Source organism: Pseudomonas sp. Gutcm_11s (assembly GCF_028649395.1).
In the GTDB taxonomy this organism is placed as follows: domain Bacteria; phylum Pseudomonadota; class Gammaproteobacteria; order Pseudomonadales; family Pseudomonadaceae; genus Aquipseudomonas.
On sequence record NZ_JAQSUW010000016.1, the window covers coordinates 266,582 to 282,880 of the forward strand.

General features: G+C 66.2%; 19 protein-coding genes. 10 read left to right on the forward strand and 9 right to left on the reverse strand.

Going from position 1 to position 16,299, the window contains the following annotated elements:
• Positions 1-162: 162 nt before the first annotated feature.
• The 6 genes from PTT45_RS17485 to fabR all read right to left on the reverse strand — a co-directional run bounded on the left by PTT45_RS17485 (position 163) and on the right by fabR (position 4,303).
• On the reverse strand, positions 163-1,059 hold the full coding sequence (locus PTT45_RS17485) for a hypothetical protein (protein ID WP_273814991.1): 897 nt from the start codon (positions 1,057-1,059) through the stop codon (positions 163-165).
• 69 nt (positions 1,060-1,128) lie between these two features.
• Positions 1,129-1,701 carry a HupE/UreJ family protein gene (locus PTT45_RS17490; RefSeq protein ID WP_273814993.1) on the reverse strand — a complete coding sequence of 191 codons (573 nt, stop codon included), beginning with the start codon at positions 1,699-1,701 and terminating at the stop codon, positions 1,129-1,131.
• Between the two features lie 10 nt (positions 1,702-1,711).
• Positions 1,712-2,326: an urease accessory protein UreG gene (ureG, locus tag PTT45_RS17495; protein WP_043308856.1), complete on the reverse strand. Its 615-nt coding sequence runs from the start codon at positions 2,324-2,326 to the stop codon at positions 1,712-1,714.
• 16 nt (positions 2,327-2,342) lie between these two features.
• Positions 2,343-3,017, reverse strand: coding sequence for an urease accessory protein UreF (locus PTT45_RS17500; RefSeq protein WP_273814995.1), 675 nt, complete (start codon positions 3,015-3,017; stop codon positions 2,343-2,345).
• Positions 3,014-3,514 (reverse strand): urease accessory protein UreE, encoded by a 501-nt coding sequence (gene ureE, locus PTT45_RS17505; protein WP_273814996.1) that lies wholly within the window; start codon positions 3,512-3,514, stop codon positions 3,014-3,016. Before ureE ends, PTT45_RS17500 begins: the two co-directional genes overlap by 4 nt.
• A 153-nt stretch (positions 3,515-3,667) precedes the next feature.
• Positions 3,668-4,303 carry an HTH-type transcriptional repressor FabR gene (fabR, locus tag PTT45_RS17510; RefSeq protein ID WP_273814998.1) on the reverse strand — a complete coding sequence of 212 codons (636 nt, stop codon included), beginning with the start codon at positions 4,301-4,303 and terminating at the stop codon, positions 3,668-3,670.
• Positions 4,304-4,441: 138 nt separating this feature from the next.
• Between fabR and PTT45_RS17515 the strand changes: the two genes are divergently transcribed.
• Positions 4,442-5,530, forward strand: a complete 1,089-nt coding sequence (locus PTT45_RS17515) for a flavin reductase family protein (protein ID WP_273814999.1) — start codon at positions 4,442-4,444, stop codon at positions 5,528-5,530.
• Between the two features lie 4 nt (positions 5,531-5,534).
• The gene (locus tag PTT45_RS17520) at positions 5,535-6,620 is read left to right on the forward strand and encodes a fatty acid desaturase family protein (RefSeq protein WP_443218205.1); all 1,086 of its coding nucleotides are present in this window, start codon (positions 5,535-5,537) and stop codon (positions 6,618-6,620) included.
• Between the two features lie 39 nt (positions 6,621-6,659).
• Here the strand turns inward: PTT45_RS17520 and PTT45_RS17525 are convergent, their stop codons facing one another.
• The 3 genes from PTT45_RS17525 to PTT45_RS17535 form a co-directional block, all read right to left on the reverse strand.
• The gene (locus tag PTT45_RS17525; protein ID WP_273815000.1) at positions 6,660-6,896 is read right to left on the reverse strand and encodes a hypothetical protein; all 237 of its coding nucleotides are present in this window, start codon (positions 6,894-6,896) and stop codon (positions 6,660-6,662) included.
• 132 nt (positions 6,897-7,028) lie between these two features.
• The gene (locus PTT45_RS17530) at positions 7,029-7,772 is read right to left on the reverse strand and encodes a class I SAM-dependent methyltransferase (protein WP_273815271.1); all 744 of its coding nucleotides are present in this window, start codon (positions 7,770-7,772) and stop codon (positions 7,029-7,031) included.
• Between the two features lie 7 nt (positions 7,773-7,779).
• Positions 7,780-8,721, reverse strand: coding sequence for a lysylphosphatidylglycerol synthase transmembrane domain-containing protein (locus PTT45_RS17535; protein WP_273815001.1), 942 nt, complete (start codon positions 8,719-8,721; stop codon positions 7,780-7,782).
• A gap of 501 nt (positions 8,722-9,222) precedes the next feature.
• On the opposite strand from PTT45_RS17535, the gene PTT45_RS17540 reads away from it, so the two are divergent.
• The 8 genes from PTT45_RS17540 (at position 9,223) to PTT45_RS17575 (ending at position 16,279) form a co-directional block, all read left to right on the forward strand.
• Complete coding sequence (locus tag PTT45_RS17540; RefSeq protein ID WP_273815002.1) at positions 9,223-10,677, forward strand: sodium:solute symporter family protein; 1,455 nt, start codon at positions 9,223-9,225, stop codon at positions 10,675-10,677.
• A gap of 137 nt (positions 10,678-10,814) precedes the next feature.
• Positions 10,815-12,041 carry an RNA polymerase sigma factor gene (locus PTT45_RS17545; protein WP_273815003.1) on the forward strand — a complete coding sequence of 409 codons (1,227 nt, stop codon included), beginning with the start codon at positions 10,815-10,817 and terminating at the stop codon, positions 12,039-12,041.
• 88 nt (positions 12,042-12,129) lie between these two features.
• Positions 12,130-12,480 carry a YciI family protein gene (locus PTT45_RS17550; protein ID WP_273815005.1) on the forward strand — a complete coding sequence of 117 codons (351 nt, stop codon included), beginning with the start codon at positions 12,130-12,132 and terminating at the stop codon, positions 12,478-12,480.
• 116 nt (positions 12,481-12,596) lie between these two features.
• Positions 12,597-13,370: a DUF899 domain-containing protein gene (locus PTT45_RS17555; RefSeq protein WP_273815007.1), complete on the forward strand. Its 774-nt coding sequence runs from the start codon at positions 12,597-12,599 to the stop codon at positions 13,368-13,370.
• A 17-nt stretch (positions 13,371-13,387) separates the two neighbouring features.
• On the forward strand, positions 13,388-13,816 hold the full coding sequence (locus PTT45_RS17560; protein ID WP_273815008.1) for a YybH family protein: 429 nt from the start codon (positions 13,388-13,390) through the stop codon (positions 13,814-13,816).
• Between the two features lie 56 nt (positions 13,817-13,872).
• The gene (locus PTT45_RS17565) at positions 13,873-14,397 is read left to right on the forward strand and encodes an SRPBCC family protein (RefSeq protein WP_273815009.1); all 525 of its coding nucleotides are present in this window, start codon (positions 13,873-13,875) and stop codon (positions 14,395-14,397) included.
• 191 nt (positions 14,398-14,588) lie between these two features.
• Positions 14,589-15,521 carry an ABC transporter ATP-binding protein gene (locus PTT45_RS17570; RefSeq protein ID WP_273815010.1) on the forward strand — a complete coding sequence of 311 codons (933 nt, stop codon included), beginning with the start codon at positions 14,589-14,591 and terminating at the stop codon, positions 15,519-15,521.
• A complete protein-coding gene (locus PTT45_RS17575) occupies positions 15,518-16,279 on the forward strand; it encodes an ABC transporter permease (RefSeq protein WP_273815011.1) in 762 nt (253 codons plus the stop codon). Before PTT45_RS17570 ends, PTT45_RS17575 begins: the two co-directional genes overlap by 4 nt.
• The last annotated feature ends 20 nt before the right edge of the window (positions 16,280-16,299 follow it).

Below are 16,299 nucleotides of genomic sequence, written 5' to 3' on the forward strand. Positions count from 1 at the left end.
CGGGAAGCTGCCACTGGCGCCCGCGGCATAGGCGGCAAGCAGGGTGCGGACGAAGTCGTGGATGGGCATGGTCGGCTCTCCGTGAGTTGAGCCGTCAGACTAGGTTGCCGGTGCGGGCTTGGCCGGTTGATTGTTTCGATGGCGCTCATAGCCATCGCCCCGTCAGTGCGGCAGCGAAGTCAGGTCCTTGTACGGCCGCTCGGCGAAGAAGCGCTCCAGCCAGGCCTGGTAGTGCTGCAGGGTCGGTGCCGGGATATAGGCCTTCTGCGCTTCGATGAACAGCGCGATGAAGTCAGGCTGGCGCGCCACCTGGTCGAGGCGGCGTACCAGCTCTGCACCTTCGGCGTTCTTGCTGCAGTAGATGCCGCTGAGATAGGGCGAGCTGGCCTCGACCAGCGGCAGCAGACTCAGCTCCTGGGCGACACCCTGCTCGCGCTGCACGTACTGCAGCACTTCCGCGTAATCGAGGATGTAGTCGATGCGCTGGTGTTCGAGCATGCCGTAGAGGTTGGTGCCGGCGCTGCTGGTCTGGATGCGCTGCAGTTGCGGTAGGGCATCGGGGGCCTGCAGCAGCGGATCGAGTACCGGGCCATAGCTGCGGTCGCGCACCAGGCCGCCACGCAGCTGCTTGTCGCGCAGGATCTCGCGCAGCGATACCTCGCCGCCCTGGGGCGCGAAACGTGCCACATCAGCGGTGCGCACTATCAGTTGGTGAGGCGTGGCGACAAACAGGCCGACGTAGTAGCCGTGGCGGTCGCGCTCAGGCGTGGGGAAGGTCGGCAGGAAGCAGCTGAGCGGCTCACGTTTGAGCTGCTCCAGGCCGCGGGTGAGGTTGTTCAGGCGATAGCTGTGGCGGTACTGCGGCAGGCGCTCGGTCATCTGCCGCAGCAGGTCGACGATGATGCCGTCGTCCGGGTGGCCGTCACGCATGTTGATCAGGCCCGGCCAGGCGCTCATGTTCCAGAACACCTCGGGCTTGTCCGAATCCGCGCCGCTGACGAGCGTGGAGCACAGCATGAACAGGCCCAGCAGAGGGCGGACGACACGTGCGGGGAGCATGGCAGGAACCGTAAACAGGGTCCCTGCCAGTCTAGCAAGGGCGTGCCGGGCACGCCCGTGAGCGGTGTCTCAGCTGGCCAGCAGCCAGACGCCGGCGCCGGCCGAGGCGGCCCCGGCGATGCGTACCAGCGGAGCCGCGACGCGCGGCAGGTAGCGCACGGCCACATAGCCCAGGCCGTGCAGCGCTGCAGTGGCGGCGACGAAGCCAGCGGCATAGCCCCAGGGGCTGGCCAGGTCAGGCAGTTCCAGGCCGTGGGCCACGCCGTGGGTGAGGGCGAACAGCGCGGTCAGGCCCAGCGCCAGGGCCATCGGCAGGCGAGCGGCAACGGCTACCAGTAGACCGAAGGCCAGCACCGAGCCGGCGATGCCGGTTTCCATCAGCGGAATCTGTACGCCAGTGAAACCGAGCAGACCGCCCAGCAGCATGGTCGCGACGAAGGTCAGCGGCAGCGCCCAGCGCGCGGCGCCGCTCTGCTGTGCGGCCCACAGGCCGACGGCGAGCATCGCCAGGAGGTGATCGAGGCCGGTGATGGGGTGGGCGACACCGGACATCAGCCCGGAGTGGTCGTGTCCGGCGTGGGCGAAAGCCAGCGCCGGGCTGAGGAACAGGGCGATGGCGAACAGGGTTTTGCGCAGTTGCATGAAATTCTCCTTAGGCGGCGCCGAGCATGCCGTGGCGTTCGATGAAGGCGATGATCTGGTCCAGACCCTGGCCGACTTTCTGGTTGCTGAAGACGAAGGGCTTGTCGCCGCGCATCTTGCGTGCGTCGCGATCCATCACTTCCAGCGAGGCGCCGACCATGGGCGCCAGGTCGACCTTGTTGATCACCAGCAGGTCGGACTTGCAGATGCCGGGGCCGCCCTTGCGCGGCAGCTTGTCGCCGGCGGACACGTCGATCACGTACAGGGTCAGGTCCGACAGTTCCGGGCTGAAGGTGGCGGAAAGGTTGTCGCCGCCGGATTCGACGATGATCAGGTCGAGGCCTGGGAAACGCCGGTTGAGCTGGTCGACCGCCTCCAGGTTGATCGAGGCGTCCTCGCGGATCGCCGTGTGCGGGCAGCCGCCGGTCTCCACGCCGATGATGCGCTCGGGCGCCAGGGCCTCGTTGCGCACTAGGAACTGGGCGTCTTCCTGGGTGTAGATGTCGTTGGTGACCACGGCGATGTTGTAGCGCTCGCGCAGGGCCTGGCACAGGGCCAGGGTCAGGGCGGTCTTGCCGGACCCGACCGGGCCGCCGATACCGACGCGCAGAGGTTGGCTGTTCATGGCAGGTTTCCTTGTTTCATGAGCGGAATAAACGGCTGTACTGGCGCTCGTGCGCCATGCTGGCCAGGGTCAGGCCGAAAGCGGCGCTGCCCCAGTGTTCGGGTTCGGCGATCTGCGCCTCCTGTTGCGCCTGCTCGAGCAGCGGCAGCAGCTCCGAGGTCAGGCGCTGGGCGGCCTGCTGGCCGAGCGGCAGGGTCTTCATCAGCACTGCCAGCTGGTTCTCCAGCCAGCCCCACAGCCAGGCGGCCAGGGCCTCGTCGGCACTGATCGACCAGGCACGAGCGGCCAGGGCCCAGGCCGGCGCCAGGCCGACCTCCGGCTGGGCGGCGAGGAATTCACGTGCCGCGTCATCGAGCTCCGGCAGGCCTTCGAGCAGTTGGCGCAGCGAATAGCCCATCTGCCGGCTTTCCAGTGCCAGCTCGCGGGTCTCGCGGCTGGCGCGATGCTGCTCGGCAAGCTCCCCAAGGGCCGGCCAGTCGCCCTCGATCGCGGCGCGGCAGTGGGCGAGCAGCAGCGGTGCCTCGAAGCGCGCCAGGTTGAGCAGCAACTGATCGGCGATCCAGTGGCGGGCGCTGATCGGGTCATGCACCAGGCCCTGGTCGACGGCCATCTCCAGGCCCTGGGAATAGCTGTAGCCACCGATCGGCAGCTGCGGGCTGGCCAGCCTGAGGAGGGCCCAGGCCTTGTTCACAGGCGCACGCCGAACTGGTGCAGGCGCGGGCCGTAGTTGAACTCGGCATCGCCATGGTGGGAATGGTGATGGCCGCCGCCGTAGGCGCCGTGTTCGGGCTGGAAGGCGGACTCGACCGTGCAGGTGTTGGCGCCGAGCTGGTCGAGCATGGCCCTGAGCACGTGGTCGTCGAGCAGGCGCAGCCAGCCGTCGCCGATCTGCAGGGCGACGTGGCGGTTACCCAGGTGGTAGGCGGCGCGCATCAGCTCGAAGCTGGATTCGCAGGTGACGTGCAGCAGCGGCTCGGGACGGGCGACCACGCGGACGATGCGCCCGTCCTCGGCACGCAGGCAGTCGCCGTCGTGTAGCGGCCCCTGGCCGCGTTCGAGAAACAGGCCGACGTCCTCGCCGGCCGCGCTGAAGCAGCGCAGGCGGCTCTTGCTGCGGGCGTCGAAGGTCAGGTGCAGTTCTTCGTCCCAGTAGGGCTGGGGTTCTAGGCGGTGATGGATCACCAGCATGTTGGGCTTCCGGCCAGGATTGGTCCTGTCGGTAGAGCAAGGCCCTTGCCAAGCCTGTCTGGCCCCACGATTGGCGGTGATATGCCAGAAATTGGGGCTTATCGATGCCTTGTTTTGGTGCTTTTGATTTTTATATGCCGCGTTGTGGTGCGCTTAATCGCGACCATGCCCCAGGCCACGCCAGTGCTTGGCGCCGATGAAGATGAAGCGCAGCTGCTGGGTCATCTTGGCTTCGGGGGTGAGGTGCGCCGGCAGTGCCGCGGCGGGCGGGTCGATCAGCTCGGGCAGGGTGGCGAACACGGTCTTCACCACCAGGTCGGAGGCCACGTCCAGCGCGGCGTCGTCCAGGTGCGGCGTGCGGTTCATCAGCTTGAGGTCGGCGGCCAGGTCGTCGGTGATCTGCTGGCGCAGGCGGCCGATGGCCTGGCGCACCGGCTGCGAGCCGCCGTACTGCTCGCGGGCGAGGAAGAGGAACTGGCTGCGGTTGTCGTTCACCGCGTCGAGGAAGATGCGCGCGCTGGCTTCGATGATGCTGCCCATCTCGAACTGGCTGCGACGTACCTCGCGCAGGGTGCTGCGGAAGGTGGCGTCGACCTCGGCGACCAGGGTCAGGCCCAGTTCGTCCATGTCCTGGAAGTGCCGATAGAAGCCGGTGGGCACGATGCCCGCGGTGCGGCTGACTTCGCGCAGGCTCAGGCTGCCGAAGCCGCGCCCACTGTCCATCAGGCTGCGAGCGGCATCCATCAGGGCCTGGCGGGTCTGCTGTTTCTGTTCGGCGCGTGGGGACATGGTGTTCGGGTGGTCGAAGGAATGCGGCGCACTCTAGCAAATGCGTTTTGTCGGAGTCGAATGACGTTCAGTGAACGACTGTTGACTGAAATGAATGGCTTTGCCATTCTGTGAACACTTGTTCACTGGATGTCATCGATGTCTCTCTTGCCCATGCGCCTCGTGCGCAGATTGTCGTTTCTGCTGCGTCCGCTGCGCGCCCTGGCGGCGCGTGGCTGGCTGCGCGAGGCGGAAGTCGATGCCGTGCTGGCCTGGCTGCACCCGGCCTGGCGCCTGAACCGGGTGTTCGCTCGGGTGGTTGGGCGCGAGTGGGTCAGTGACGATCTGCTCGCCGTGCGCCTGCGCTGCAACGGCAACGCGCGGGGCTGGCTTGCCGGCCAGCACGTGCAGCTGTACCTGGAGCTGGACGGCGTGCGCCATGGGCGCAGCTACAGCCTGACCCGGGTCGGGGGCGACGGCCTGGTCGAGCTGGGCATTCGCCGCCAGCCGGGTGGGCGGCTGTCCAATCGCATCCTCGATCATCTGCCGATAGGTGCGCTGCTGGAGTTGGGCCAGGCCGAGGGCGAGCTGCAGTGGCCGCAACCGGGCGCCGGCGTCGGCCTGCTGGCCGCCGGCAGCGGCATCACCGCGCTGCTCGGGTTGCTGCGCGAGGCGCTGGCCGCGGGTTATGCGGTGCCGGTGACGCTGTTGCACTACGTGCGCGAGGCCGGCCAGCGCGCCTATCAGGAGGAGCTGCAGCAGCTGATGCTGCGTCATCCCAATCTGCAGGTACGCTGGTTGCTGACCGGTCAGCCGCCGGTTCCCGGCGCCGTCGGCGGGCGCTTCCAGGCGGAGCATCTGCTGGGCATGAGCGGCTTCGAGCTGCTGACCTGCGGCCCCGCCGGTTTCGTCGAGGCGGTACGCAACAGTTGGGGTGGCGCCCTGCAGGCCGAGTCCTTCAGCCCGCTGCAGCGCCTGAGCGAGCCGGGTCAGCCGGTGCGCCTGGCCTTCGCGCGTAGTCGCCTGCAGGTTACTGGCGACAGCAATCGCAGCCTGCTGGAGCAGGCCGAGGACAGCGGTCTGCGCCCGGCCCACGGTTGCCGTCAGGGCATCTGCGCCAGCTGTACCTGTTTGCTGCTCGGCGGTGCGGTGCGCGACCTGCGCAGCGGCACGACCTTCGCCGAACCGGGCCAGCCGATCCGCCTGTGCGTCAGTGCGCCGCTGGGCGATGTGCAAATCGATCTCTAGGAAAATGACGATGCGACTGGACCGTGAACTGACCCCTGCCGAACTTGAGTCTTTCGCCGGTGAACTCGAAGCGCTGCGCCGCGAGACCCTGGCCGACCTCGGCGAGGCCGATGCGCGCTATATCCGCCGGGTGCGCAGCGTGGTGCGCCTGTGCTGCTGGAGCGGCCGCGCGCTGCTGATGCTCGGCTGGTTCCCGCCGACCTGGTTACTCGGCAGCCTGCTGCTGGGCCTGGGCAAGATCCTCGAGAACATGGAGCTGGGCCACAACGTCATGCACGGCCAGTACGACTGGATGAACGACCCCGAGCTGAGCGGGCGCCGCTACGAGTGGGACATAGTCGGGCCGGGCGATTTCTGGCGGCACACGCACAACCACCTGCACCACACTTGGACCAACGTCATCGGCATGGATGACGACGTCGGCTATGGCCTGCTGCGGCTGTTCCCGGAGCAGCGCTGGAAGCCGTTCTACCGCTGGCAGCCGCTGTGGGTGACGCTGCAGGCGCTGCTGTTCCAGTACGCCGTGGCCATCCAGCATCTGCGCCTGGACAAGTGGTACAAGGGCCGCATCAGCGGTGATGAGGTGCGCCCGCTGGTGCGCCAGTTCGGCCTCAAGCTGCTGCGCCAGTGGCTCAAGGACTACGCCCTGTTCCCGCTGCTGGCCCTGGCTATCGGCGCCAATGCCCTGGCCGTGCTGGCCGGCAATGCGCTGGCCAACCTGCTGCGCAACCTGTGGACCTTCCTGGTGATCTTCTGCGGCCACTTCACCGAGCGTGCCGCGGTGTTCGCCAAGGAGTCGGTGGTGGGCGAGAGTCGCGGCCACTGGTACCTGCGCCAGCTGCGTGGCTCGAGCAACCTGCAGGGCGGCAAGCTGTTCCACATCCTCACCGGCAACCTCAGCCACCAGATCGAACACCACCTGTTCCCCGACCTGCCGGCGCGGCGTTACGCCGAACTGGCGCCGCGGGTGCGCGAGATCGCCGCGCGTTATGGCCAGGTCTACAACACCGGCTGGCTGTCCGCCCAGTTCGCCGGTGTGCTCAAGCGCATCTGGATCTACCGCCTGCCGCCGCAGTCGCCGGCGCAATAAAAAGCCCGGCGTCTGCCGGGCTTCGGGTGGTGCCTGTCATCAGCCGCGCGGCTTGTGCGGCTTGCGCTGCTGGCCCTTGGCGAACAGCTGATGGCTGTGCTCGGCCTTGGCCGCGAAGGGCTGCTGGTCGTGGCGGGTCTTGCTCAGCTCGAACAGGCTGACGGGCTTCTGGCTGGTGCGTTGCTCGGTCAGCGGCGGTTGCTCGTTGCCCGGTAGGGCGAAGGCGGCGCCGGCCAGGGTGGACAGGATCAGGCTGGCGATCAGTTGCTTTTTCATCTCGGGCTCCTCGAGGGGGCGGAAAGTGGCTACGGAGCAAAGGGTACTCACGCTGCGCCGAGACAGAAGTCGAACGTCCTGATGGTGGCCATCGACGCCAGTAATGTATGGCGCGCAAGGCTCTAGGGCGGGCTACTTGGCGGTGAACAGGCAGGTCAGGTAGCGGTTGCTGAAACCGTAGCGGAGCATCGCCGCGAGGCGCGCCAGCAGGTAGGTGGGATGCCGGCGGTAGTAGTCGAGCACCGCGTTGCCGACACCTTCCGAGCGATGCTGCTTGGCGTGGTCCGGGCGTTTCGAGAACAGGCCGCGGAACTGCCAGTGCTGGATCTGCTCCAGTTCCTGCACCGCAGGGCGCAACTGGTGGCGGCGGAACAGGGCGAGGAACGAACGCCGGCTGAAGTCGTGCAGGTGATGCGGGTTGCCATCCAGGGTCGGGGTGATCGGCACCGAGGCGATCACCCGGCCGCCGCTGGCCAGCAGGCGCGCATAGTTGGCGATCAGATGCTGCGGGCGCGGCAGGTGCTCGATGGTCTCCAGGCTGACGATGTTGTCGAAGCCCAGCTCGCTGGAGAAGGACTCGGCGTCGGCGCAGACGTACTGCAGGTTGGGCAGGCGATAGTGGCTCTGGGCGTAGGCAATGGCGGCGGGGTCGATATCGACGCCGGTCACCTGCTTGTCCGGATGGCGCTCGGCCAGCAGGGCGGTGCCGTAGCCACAGCCGCAGGCCATGTCCAGTACGCGGCTGCCACTCAGGTGGCTGGCGGCGAACTCGTAGCGCTCCATATGGATGCGCAGGGTGGCCTGGTCGGCAGGGTTGTCGGGGTCGAGATCCGGCGGGTAGATACGCTCGATGCTGTGCATGCCGGGCTCGACCATGTTCACCTCAGTTGCGCCTCAGGCGCTTCTGGCTCCACTGGCTCCATTCGAAGCCCACCACCACCAGCAGCGACAGGGCGAACGGCAGCAGCAGGTAGAAGGCGCGGAACACGATCAGTGCGGCCAGCACGTCGACCTTGGGCAGCTCCGGCATCGCCGCGAGGAAGGTCACTTCCAGCACGCCGAGGCCGCCAGGGGCGTGGGACAGCAGGGCCAGGGAGAAGGAAGCGAGGAACACGCCGAGCACGACGAGATAGCCCGGATTGCCTTCGGCCGGCAGGGCGAAATAGATGATCGCCGCGGCGCAGGCCAGCTCCAGCGGGCCCGCCAGCAACTGGCGCGCAACGATGCCCAGGCGCGGGTATTCGACGTGCAGCTTGCCCCACTTCCACGGCTTGAACTGGCGCCAGGAACCGAGCACGTAGAGCGCCACCAGGCCGAGCAGGAACAGGCCGATGGTCATCGAGATCCAGGGGCCGACATCGACGACGCGCTTGATCAGATCAGGCTGGCAGAGCAGCACCGCGCCGCCGGAGAACAGCACACCAAGGGCGAAGGTGAAGGAGCAGAACACGATCAGTACGCCGATCTCTGCGGGTATCAGGCCCTTGCTGGTGTAGGCGCGGTAACGCACCACGGCACCGGAGAACACCGAGGCGCCAATGTTGTGGGCCAGGGCGTAGGTGGTGAAGGAACAGAGGGTGATGAACCACCAGGAGATCTTCTTGCCCAGGTGGGCAATCGCGATGCGGTCGTACCAGGCGAGGGCGAAGTAGGCACCCAGCGTCGCTCCGGCTGCCAGCAGCCAGTTGTGTGAGCGAATGGCGTGCAGGCTGTCGGACAGCTCATCCAGGGAGATAGTGCGAATCTCCTTGTAGAGCAGATAGCAGGAAAATACGACTGCGGCCAAACCTATGACGGTCCAGATCCAGTCGCTTCTTTTCATCATCAGACGATGGCTCCCCGTCTCTCTTCTGAAGGCAGTCCGTTGGCCGCTGCGCGCATCCGCAGTATGGCAGGTCGGCGGTGCGCAAATCGGCGTGCAGTATCCCGGAGGAGGGCGTCAGGCTCAAGCCGTGAGTATTCGCCGGGCGTAACTGGCTGTTACAAGGCGCGGCGGCTAGGGCGCGGGTTGCAGGCTGGCAGCGTTAGCAAGGATGGTGTCAAAAATATAAAACTGTTTCGGTGGATTTCGGCGGCGGAAATCAAGGTTTCTCAGGGGGTTATCTTCGTTAGGCACTACGCTTCGGCTGAAATGTGCAGGCATTTCGTCATTTTTGTTTGACATATTTTACGATTTTGCCAGACTGCGCCACCGCGTCGCAGGCCCGGTTTCCAACCCCGCCCGCGATAGCACGAGGTCAATAACAAAACACCACACCTGTTGTTCGCCGGCCGCTGCCTTGCACCAAGACCGCCGCGCGGACAGATGTATCTGGACGGGGTAACAATGCTGATCTGGTTCGTTGCGCTCTACCTGCTGGTCACTATCGCCGTCGGCTTCTATGCCGCCACCCGAGTGAAGAACTCCACGGACTTCGCCTCTGGTGGGCGCAGCATGACCTTCCCCCTGGTAGTGGCGATGGTATTCGCCACCTGGTTCGGCTCCGAGGCGGTGCTGGGCATTCCCGCCACCTTCCTAGAAGAAGGTTTCGCCGGGATCATCGAAGACCCGTTCGGCTCCTTCGGCTGCCTGATGCTGGTCGGCCTGGTATTCGCCCGTCCGCTGTACCGCATGAACCTGCTGACCATCGGCGACTTCTTCCGCAAGCGCTTCGGCCCGAATGTCGAGCTGCTCACCAGCCTGGTGATCATCGCCTCCTACCTCGGCTGGGTTGCGGCGCAGCTGACCGCACTGGGCGTGGTGTTCAGCGTGCTCTCCGACGGCGCCCTGAGCACCACCGAAGGCATGCTGATCGGCACCTTCATCGTCCTGCTGCACACCCTGTTCGGCGGCATGTGGTCGGTAGCGATGACCGACTTCCTGCAGATGATCATCATCGTCATCGGCCTGTTCTACCTGACCTGGCTGGTCGGCGGCATGGCCGGCGGCCCGGAAGTGGTGATCGCCAAGGCAGCCAGCGAAGGCAAGTTCACCTTCCTGCACGGCACCTCGACCAAGGACATCGTCGCCTTCATCGGCGCCGCGGTGACCATGATGTTCGGCTCCATCCCGCAGCAGGACGTGTATGCCCGCGTGATGTCGGCCAAGACCGAGAACATCGCCGCGCGCGCCTCGATGACCGGCGCCTGCTTCTACCTGTGCTTCTGCATGCTGCCGATCTTCCTGGCCTACTCCGCCTCGATCATCGACCCGCAGATGGTCCAGCACTGGCTGGCCGAAGACTCGCAGATGATCCTGCCGCGCCTGATCCTGGAGAACACCCCGCTGTTCGCCCAGATCATGTTCTTCGGCGCGGTGCTGTCGGCGATCATGTCCACCGCTTCCGGCACCCTGCTGGCGCCGTCGGTGACCTTCACCGAGAACGTGCTCAAGCGCTTCCTGCCGCTGCGCAACGACCGCCAGGCCCTGCTGGCCATGCGCTGCAGCGTGCTGGCGATGACCGCCGCGACCATGACCTTCGCCCTGTACTCGGATTCCAGCATCTACGAGATGGTCGGCAACGCCTACAAGGTGACCCTGGTCGCCGCCGTGCTGCCGCTGTTCGCCGGCCTGTTCTGGAAGCGCGCCACCACCCAGGGCGCACTGCTGGCCATGGCCATGGGCCTGGGCTCCTGGGGCTACCTGGAATACACCCTGACCGACGCCGCCTTCTGGCCGCCGCAACTGGCCGGCCTGCTGTTCAGCCTGGCGGGTATGGTCATCGGTTCGCTGATGCCGCAACTGCATCGCCACTCCGGTGAGTCGGTACTGGCGATTCAGACCCAGGCCCAGCCGCAGTAACGCTTCGCTGCTTCTGACAAACCCCGCCCTCCGGCGGGGTTTTGCATTTATAGGGCCGCGACCGCCGGTCGATCCGGTGGTCGTCGGCCCGATCCATGGGTAGGCTCAGTCAGGCAATCACCACGACGAGGGCGCAGATGGATCTGAATAGCGAGGCGTTGCTGACGCGCCTGTACCGCGAGGAATCGCGCCGGGTGCTGGCTACCCTGATTCGCCTGCTGGGCGATTTCGACCTGGCCGAGGAGGCCCTGCACGAAGCCTTTCGCGCGGCCATGGAGCAGTGGCCGGAGCAGGGCGTGCCGGCCAACCCGCGGGCCTGGCTGGTCTCGGCCGGGCGCTTCAAGGCCATCGACCAGCTGCGCCGCCAGGCGCGCTTCCAGGCCCTCGACGATGTCGAGGAGCCCGCTGGGGGCGAGGCCTGGGATGGCGAGCATCTGGAAGATGACCGCCTGCGCCTGATCTTCACCTGCTGCCACCCGGCTCTGGCTGCCGATGCCCAGGTGGCACTGACCCTGCGCGAAGTCTGCGACCTCACTACCGAGGAAATCGCCAGCGCCTTCCTCGCCACGCCGCCGACCATCGCCCAGCGCATCGTGCGGGCCAAGAACAAGATCCGCGACGCGCGCATTCCTTATGAGGTGCCGGGCCGGCGCGAGCTGCCCGAGCGCCTGGAGGTGGTACTGCGGGTGGTCTACCTGGTGTTCAACGAGGGTTACTTCGCCAGCAGCGGTGAGAGCCTGACCCGTCAGCATCTTTCTGCCGAGGCCATCCGCCTCGGTCGCCTGCTGCTCGAACTGTTGCCCGAGTCGGAGGTGCGCGGCCTGCTGGCGCTGATGCTGCTGCAGGAGTCGCGCCGAGCCGCCCGCAGCGATGCCGAAGGCCAGCCGGTGCTGCTGGAGGAGCAGGATCGCAGCCTGTGGGACCGCGAGCTGATCGCCGAGGGCGAGGCGCAGATCCAGGCCGCCTTCGCCTCTGGCGAGATCGGCCCCTACTGCCTGCAGGCCGCCATCGCCGCCGTGCATGCCGAGGCGCGGAGCGTCGAGGCTACCGACTGGGCGCAGATCGTCGGCCTGTACGACGTGCTGCAGGATGCCGCGCCCTCGCCGGTGATCGAACTCAACCGCGCCGTGGCCCTGGCCATGCGCGACGGTGCCGAGGCCGGCCTGCGCCAGGTGGAGGCCATACTCGAACGCGGCGAGCTGGGCGACTACCACCTGGCCCACGCCGCCCGCGCCGATCTCAATCGCCGCCTGGGCCGCTGGGGCGAGGCGCGCAGTGCCTACCAGCGTGCCCTGCAGCTGAGCCAGCAGGGCGCCGACCGGCAGTTTCTCGAGCGCCGTCTGGCCGAGCTGCCGGGCGCCTGAAATTTTTTTGCGCGGCCCTGTCGAATTGCCAGAGTGCCGCTCGACCAGAGGATGACAGCAGCGAAAACCGCTGCCAGGGAGGAACGCGATGAAATACCTGTGCCTGATCTACAGCGACGAGAAAGTCCTGCACGACTCGCCAGACAGTCCGCGTGATGCGGAGTGCCTGGACTACGCGCAGACCGTGCAGCAGAGCGGCCGCATGCTCGCCGCCGAACCGCTGGAGCCGGTCGCCACCGCCACCACCGTGCGCGTGCGCGGCGGCAAGCTGAGCATCACCGACGGTCCCTTCGCCGAGACCAAGGAGCAGCTGGCCGGCTTCTACCTGATCGAGGCGCGTGACCTCAACGAGGCGCTGCAGATCGCTGGCGGCATTCCCGCCGCGCGGGTCGGCAGCGTCGAAGTGCGGCCGGTGCGCCAGCTGCAAATCGAGGGCTGAAGTCGTGTGCCCGTTCTGTCTGGCCGCCCTGGCTGTGGGCGGCGCCAGCGTCGCCGGTGCTGGCGGCATCGGCCTGTGGCTCGGCTGCCGCCGCGCCGCCACGAGGAGGAACAACGATGAATCCTGAATACCCGAAAGTCGCCAGTCACGAGGAGTGGCTGGTCGCACGTCGCCAGCTGCTGGAACAGGAGAAGGCACTGACCCACCAGCTCGATGCACTCAACGTGCAGCGCCGCGCGCTGCCGATGGTGGAGGTCACGGCCGACTACCGATTCACCGGCCCCGAGGGCGAGGTCGGCCTGGCCGAGCTGTTCGCCGGGCGCCGTCAGTTGATCGTCTACCACTTCATGTTCCACCGCGACAAAGGTGAGGGCTGCCCCGGCTGCTCCTTCCTCACCGACAACATCGGCCACCCGGCCCACCTGCATGCCCGCGACACCAACCTGGTGCTGGTTTCTAACGCGCCGCTGGCGGAGCTGGAGGCCTTCAAGCAGCGCATGGGCTGGAAGCTGCCTTGGTACTCCTCGTTCGGCAGCCGTTTCAACTACGACTTCCACGTCACCATCGACGCCAGCCAGGCGCCGGTCGAGTACAACTACCAGGACGAAGCCGAACTCAAACGCATGGGTCAGCTGGACATGGTCAAGGGCGAGCTGCCCGGCGCCAGCGTGTTCCTGCGTGATGGCGAGCGGGTGTTCCACACCTATTCCACCTACGCTCGCGGCCTGGACATCCTGATGAGCGCCCACCACTTCCTCGACCTCACGCCCTTCGGCCGTGGCGAGGGTTGGGACGGCATGGCCAACCTCGAAGGCAAGGGCCTGAACTGGGTGCGCCTGCACGACCAGTACGACGGCGCCAAACCCACCAAACACGATTGCTGCGCCTGAGCGCGAGGAGCGAAGCCATGAGCAATGTACAGAGCGAACTGAAAGCCCTGACCGACAGCTGGGAGAAGGCCAACCAGGCTCGCGACGTCGACGCCATCCTCGGCCACTACGCCGATGACCTGGTCGCCTTCGATGCCATCCTGCAGCTGCAGTTCAAGGGTCGCGAGGTCTACAAGGCGCACTGGAAGAACTGCCTGGAGATGTGCCAGGGGCCGATGACCTTCGAGGTGCACCAGCTGCAGCAGTGGGGCGAGGGCGATGTCGGTTTCGGCCACTTCCTCTGCCACTGTGGCGGCACCGACAACGAAGGCAACACGCACAACTGCTGGATGCGCGTGACCCAGGGTTATCGGCGCATCGGCGGGCAGTGGCGCATCGTGCATGACCACTTCTCCGCCCCCTTCGACCCGGAGAGTGGCCAGGCGCTGTTCGAACTGCAGCCCTGAGTCCGACAAGGCCGTTTATGGACGGCCCTCCCACCCCCATCGCAAGGACCGGAAGCATGAGCATTCTGATCGTCGTCGCCCTGCTGGTCGCCGGGCTGGCTGTGTTTATCGCCACGCGCCCGGCTGAGTTCCGCGTCGAGCGCTCGGCGCTGATCCAGGCGCCACCCGCCGCGCTGCAGGCGCAGATTGAGGACTTCCACCAGTGGCCGCACTGGTCGCCCTGGGCCAAGCGCGACCCGGCGATGAAGGTGGACTACGAGGGCCCGGAGCAGGGCGTCGGTGCCATCCAGCGCTGGGTGGGCAACAAGGACGTGGGCGTCGGCAGTGCGACCATCGTCGACAGCGTGCCGGGCGAACGGGTGCAGGTGCTGCTGGAGTTCATCGAGCCGTTTCGCGCCACCAGCTTGGCCGAATTCCGTTTCACGTCGGAGGGCGCCGGCACCCGGGTGAACTGGAGCATGACCGGCCGCAACGGCTTCATCGGCAAGGCCATCTCGCTGGTCTGCGATGTGGATGGGCGGGTCGGCGGCGACTTCGAGCAGGGCCTGCAACAGCTGCGCATGCGGGTGGAGGAGAGCTGATCGGCGTACAATCCAGCCTTTGCCCATTACTGCCTGGCTAGCAGGTTGTTGAAAACTACCTGCGTTGTCTGGCCGTTGTTAAAAACAGCCTCAAAATGCTCATTTACTGCTCGTAAACTGCGCTTTTTCGGCTGTTTTTGCCTAGGCCAGCCGGCCTCGTCAACGTTTCAACAGCCTGCTAAGGAGTAACCGTGGAATCGGTGATTTCCGTCGAGAACCTGAGCAAGACCTACAAGTCCGGCCATCCGGCGCTGAGCAACATCAACCTGAACATTCGCCAGGGCGAGATCTTCGCCCTGCTGGGGCCCAACGGCGCCGGCAAGACCACCCTGATCAGCATCATCTGCGGCATCGTCAATCCGGGCGCGGGCCAGGTGCGCGTGGCCGGCCACGACATCAAGGCCGACTACCGCGCCGCGCGCTCGGCCATCGGCCTGGTGCCGCAGGAGCTGGTCAACGACGTGTTCGAAACCGTCTGGGCCACCGTCAAGTTCAGCCGCGGCCTGTTCGGCAAAAAGCCCGACCCGCAGTACCTCGAACAACTGCTCAAGGACCTGTCGCTGTGGGACAAGCGCGACGCCAAGATTTTTGAGTTGTCCGGCGGCATGAAGCGCCGGGTGATGATCGCCAAGGCGCTGTCCCACGAGCCGTCGATCCTGTTCCTCGATGAGCCCACCGCGGGCGTGGACGTGGAGCTGCGCCGCGACATGTGGAACATGGTGCGCCGCCTGCGCGAGCGCGGCGTGACCATCATCCTCACCACCCACTACATCGAGGAAGCCGAGGAGATGGCCGACCGCATCGGGGTGATCCGCAAGGGCGAGATCATCCTGGTGGAGGACAAGCACGTGCTGATGCACAAGCTCGGCAAGAAGCAGCTGACCCTGCAGCTCAAGCACCCGCTGTCCTGCGTGCCGGCCGAGCTGGCCAGCCACGGCCTGGAGCTGACGGACGAGGGCCACGCCCTGGTCTACACCTTCGACGCCCAGCGCGAGCACACCGGCATCGCCGAGCTGCTCAAGGACCTGGCCCAGCACGGCATCGACTTCAAGGACCTGCAGTCCAGCGAGAGCTCGCTGGAAGACATCTTCGTCAGCCTGGTGCACGAAAAGGAGCGCGTATGAACCTCTACGCCATCAAGTCCATCTACCTGTTCGAGCTGCACCGCACCTGGCGCACCCTGCTGCAGAGCATCGCCACCCCGGTGATCAGCACCTCGCTGTACTTCGTGGTGTTCGGCTCGGCCATTGGTTCGAGCATGACCGAGGTGCACGGCGTCAGCTACGGCGCCTTCATCGTGCCCGGCCTGATCATGCTGGCGCTGCTCACCGAGAGCATCGGCAACGCCTCGTTCGGTATCTATATGCCGAAGTACTCGGGGACCATCTACGAGCTGCTGTCGGCGCCGGTGTCGTTCTTCGAGATCCTGGTCGGCTATGTCGGCGCGGCAGCGACCAAGTCGATCATTCTCGGCCTGATCATCTTCGCCACCTCGCGCCTGTTCGTCGATTTCGAGGTGGCGCATCCGGTCTGGGCGCTGGTCTTCCTGGTACTGACGGCGATCACCTTCTGCCTGTTCGGCTTCATCATCGGCGTGTGGGCCGACGGCTGGGAAAAACTGCAGGTGGTGCCCGCGCTGATCGTCACGCCGCTGGCCTTCCTCGGCGGCAGCTTCTACTCGATCAGCATGCTGCCGGAGCTGTGGCAGAAGCTGACCCTGTTCAACCCGGTGGTCTACCTGATCAGCGCGTTCCGCTGGGCCTTCTTCGGCGTTGCCGACGTCAACCTCGGCCTGAGCATCGGCATGATCCTCGGCTTCCTGCTGGCCTGCGTGCTGGTGGTGAGCTGGATCTTCAAGACCGGCTATCGCCTGCGTCAATGAAGTAGAGAAGGGCACGGCTG

Excerpts from the sequence above, each read along its gene's own strand:
- PTT45_RS17485 (WP_273814991.1), bottom strand. The coding sequence starts at position 1,059 with ATGCTCCCCGCACGTGTCGTCCGCCCTCTGCTGGGCCTGTTCATGCTG.
- PTT45_RS17490 (WP_273814993.1), bottom strand. The coding sequence starts at position 1,701 with ATGCAACTGCGCAAAACCCTGTTCGCCATCGCCCTGTTCCTCAGCCCG.
- ureG (WP_043308856.1), bottom strand. The coding sequence starts at position 2,326 with ATGAACAGCCAACCTCTGCGCGTCGGTATCGGCGGCCCGGTCGGGTCC.
- ureE (WP_273814996.1), bottom strand. The coding sequence starts at position 3,514 with ATGCTGGTGATCCATCACCGCCTAGAACCCCAGCCCTACTGGGACGAA.
- fabR (WP_273814998.1), bottom strand. The coding sequence starts at position 4,303 with ATGTCCCCACGCGCCGAACAGAAACAGCAGACCCGCCAGGCCCTGATG.
- PTT45_RS17515 (WP_273814999.1), top strand. The coding sequence starts at position 4,442 with ATGTCTCTCTTGCCCATGCGCCTCGTGCGCAGATTGTCGTTTCTGCTG.
- PTT45_RS17520 (WP_443218205.1), top strand. The coding sequence starts at position 5,535 with ATGACGATGCGACTGGACCGTGAACTGACCCCTGCCGAACTTGAGTCT.
- PTT45_RS17525 (WP_273815000.1), bottom strand. The coding sequence starts at position 6,896 with ATGAAAAAGCAACTGATCGCCAGCCTGATCCTGTCCACCCTGGCCGGC.
- PTT45_RS17530 (WP_273815271.1), bottom strand. The coding sequence starts at position 7,772 with ATGGTCGAGCCCGGCATGCACAGCATCGAGCGTATCTACCCGCCGGAT.
- PTT45_RS17535 (WP_273815001.1), bottom strand. The coding sequence starts at position 8,721 with ATGATGAAAAGAAGCGACTGGATCTGGACCGTCATAGGTTTGGCCGCA.
- PTT45_RS17540 (WP_273815002.1), top strand. The coding sequence starts at position 9,223 with ATGCTGATCTGGTTCGTTGCGCTCTACCTGCTGGTCACTATCGCCGTC.
- PTT45_RS17545 (WP_273815003.1), top strand. The coding sequence starts at position 10,815 with ATGGATCTGAATAGCGAGGCGTTGCTGACGCGCCTGTACCGCGAGGAA.
- PTT45_RS17550 (WP_273815005.1), top strand. The coding sequence starts at position 12,130 with ATGAAATACCTGTGCCTGATCTACAGCGACGAGAAAGTCCTGCACGAC.
- PTT45_RS17555 (WP_273815007.1), top strand. The coding sequence starts at position 12,597 with ATGAATCCTGAATACCCGAAAGTCGCCAGTCACGAGGAGTGGCTGGTC.
- PTT45_RS17560 (WP_273815008.1), top strand. The coding sequence starts at position 13,388 with ATGAGCAATGTACAGAGCGAACTGAAAGCCCTGACCGACAGCTGGGAG.
- PTT45_RS17565 (WP_273815009.1), top strand. The coding sequence starts at position 13,873 with ATGAGCATTCTGATCGTCGTCGCCCTGCTGGTCGCCGGGCTGGCTGTG.
- PTT45_RS17575 (WP_273815011.1), top strand. The coding sequence starts at position 15,518 with ATGAACCTCTACGCCATCAAGTCCATCTACCTGTTCGAGCTGCACCGC.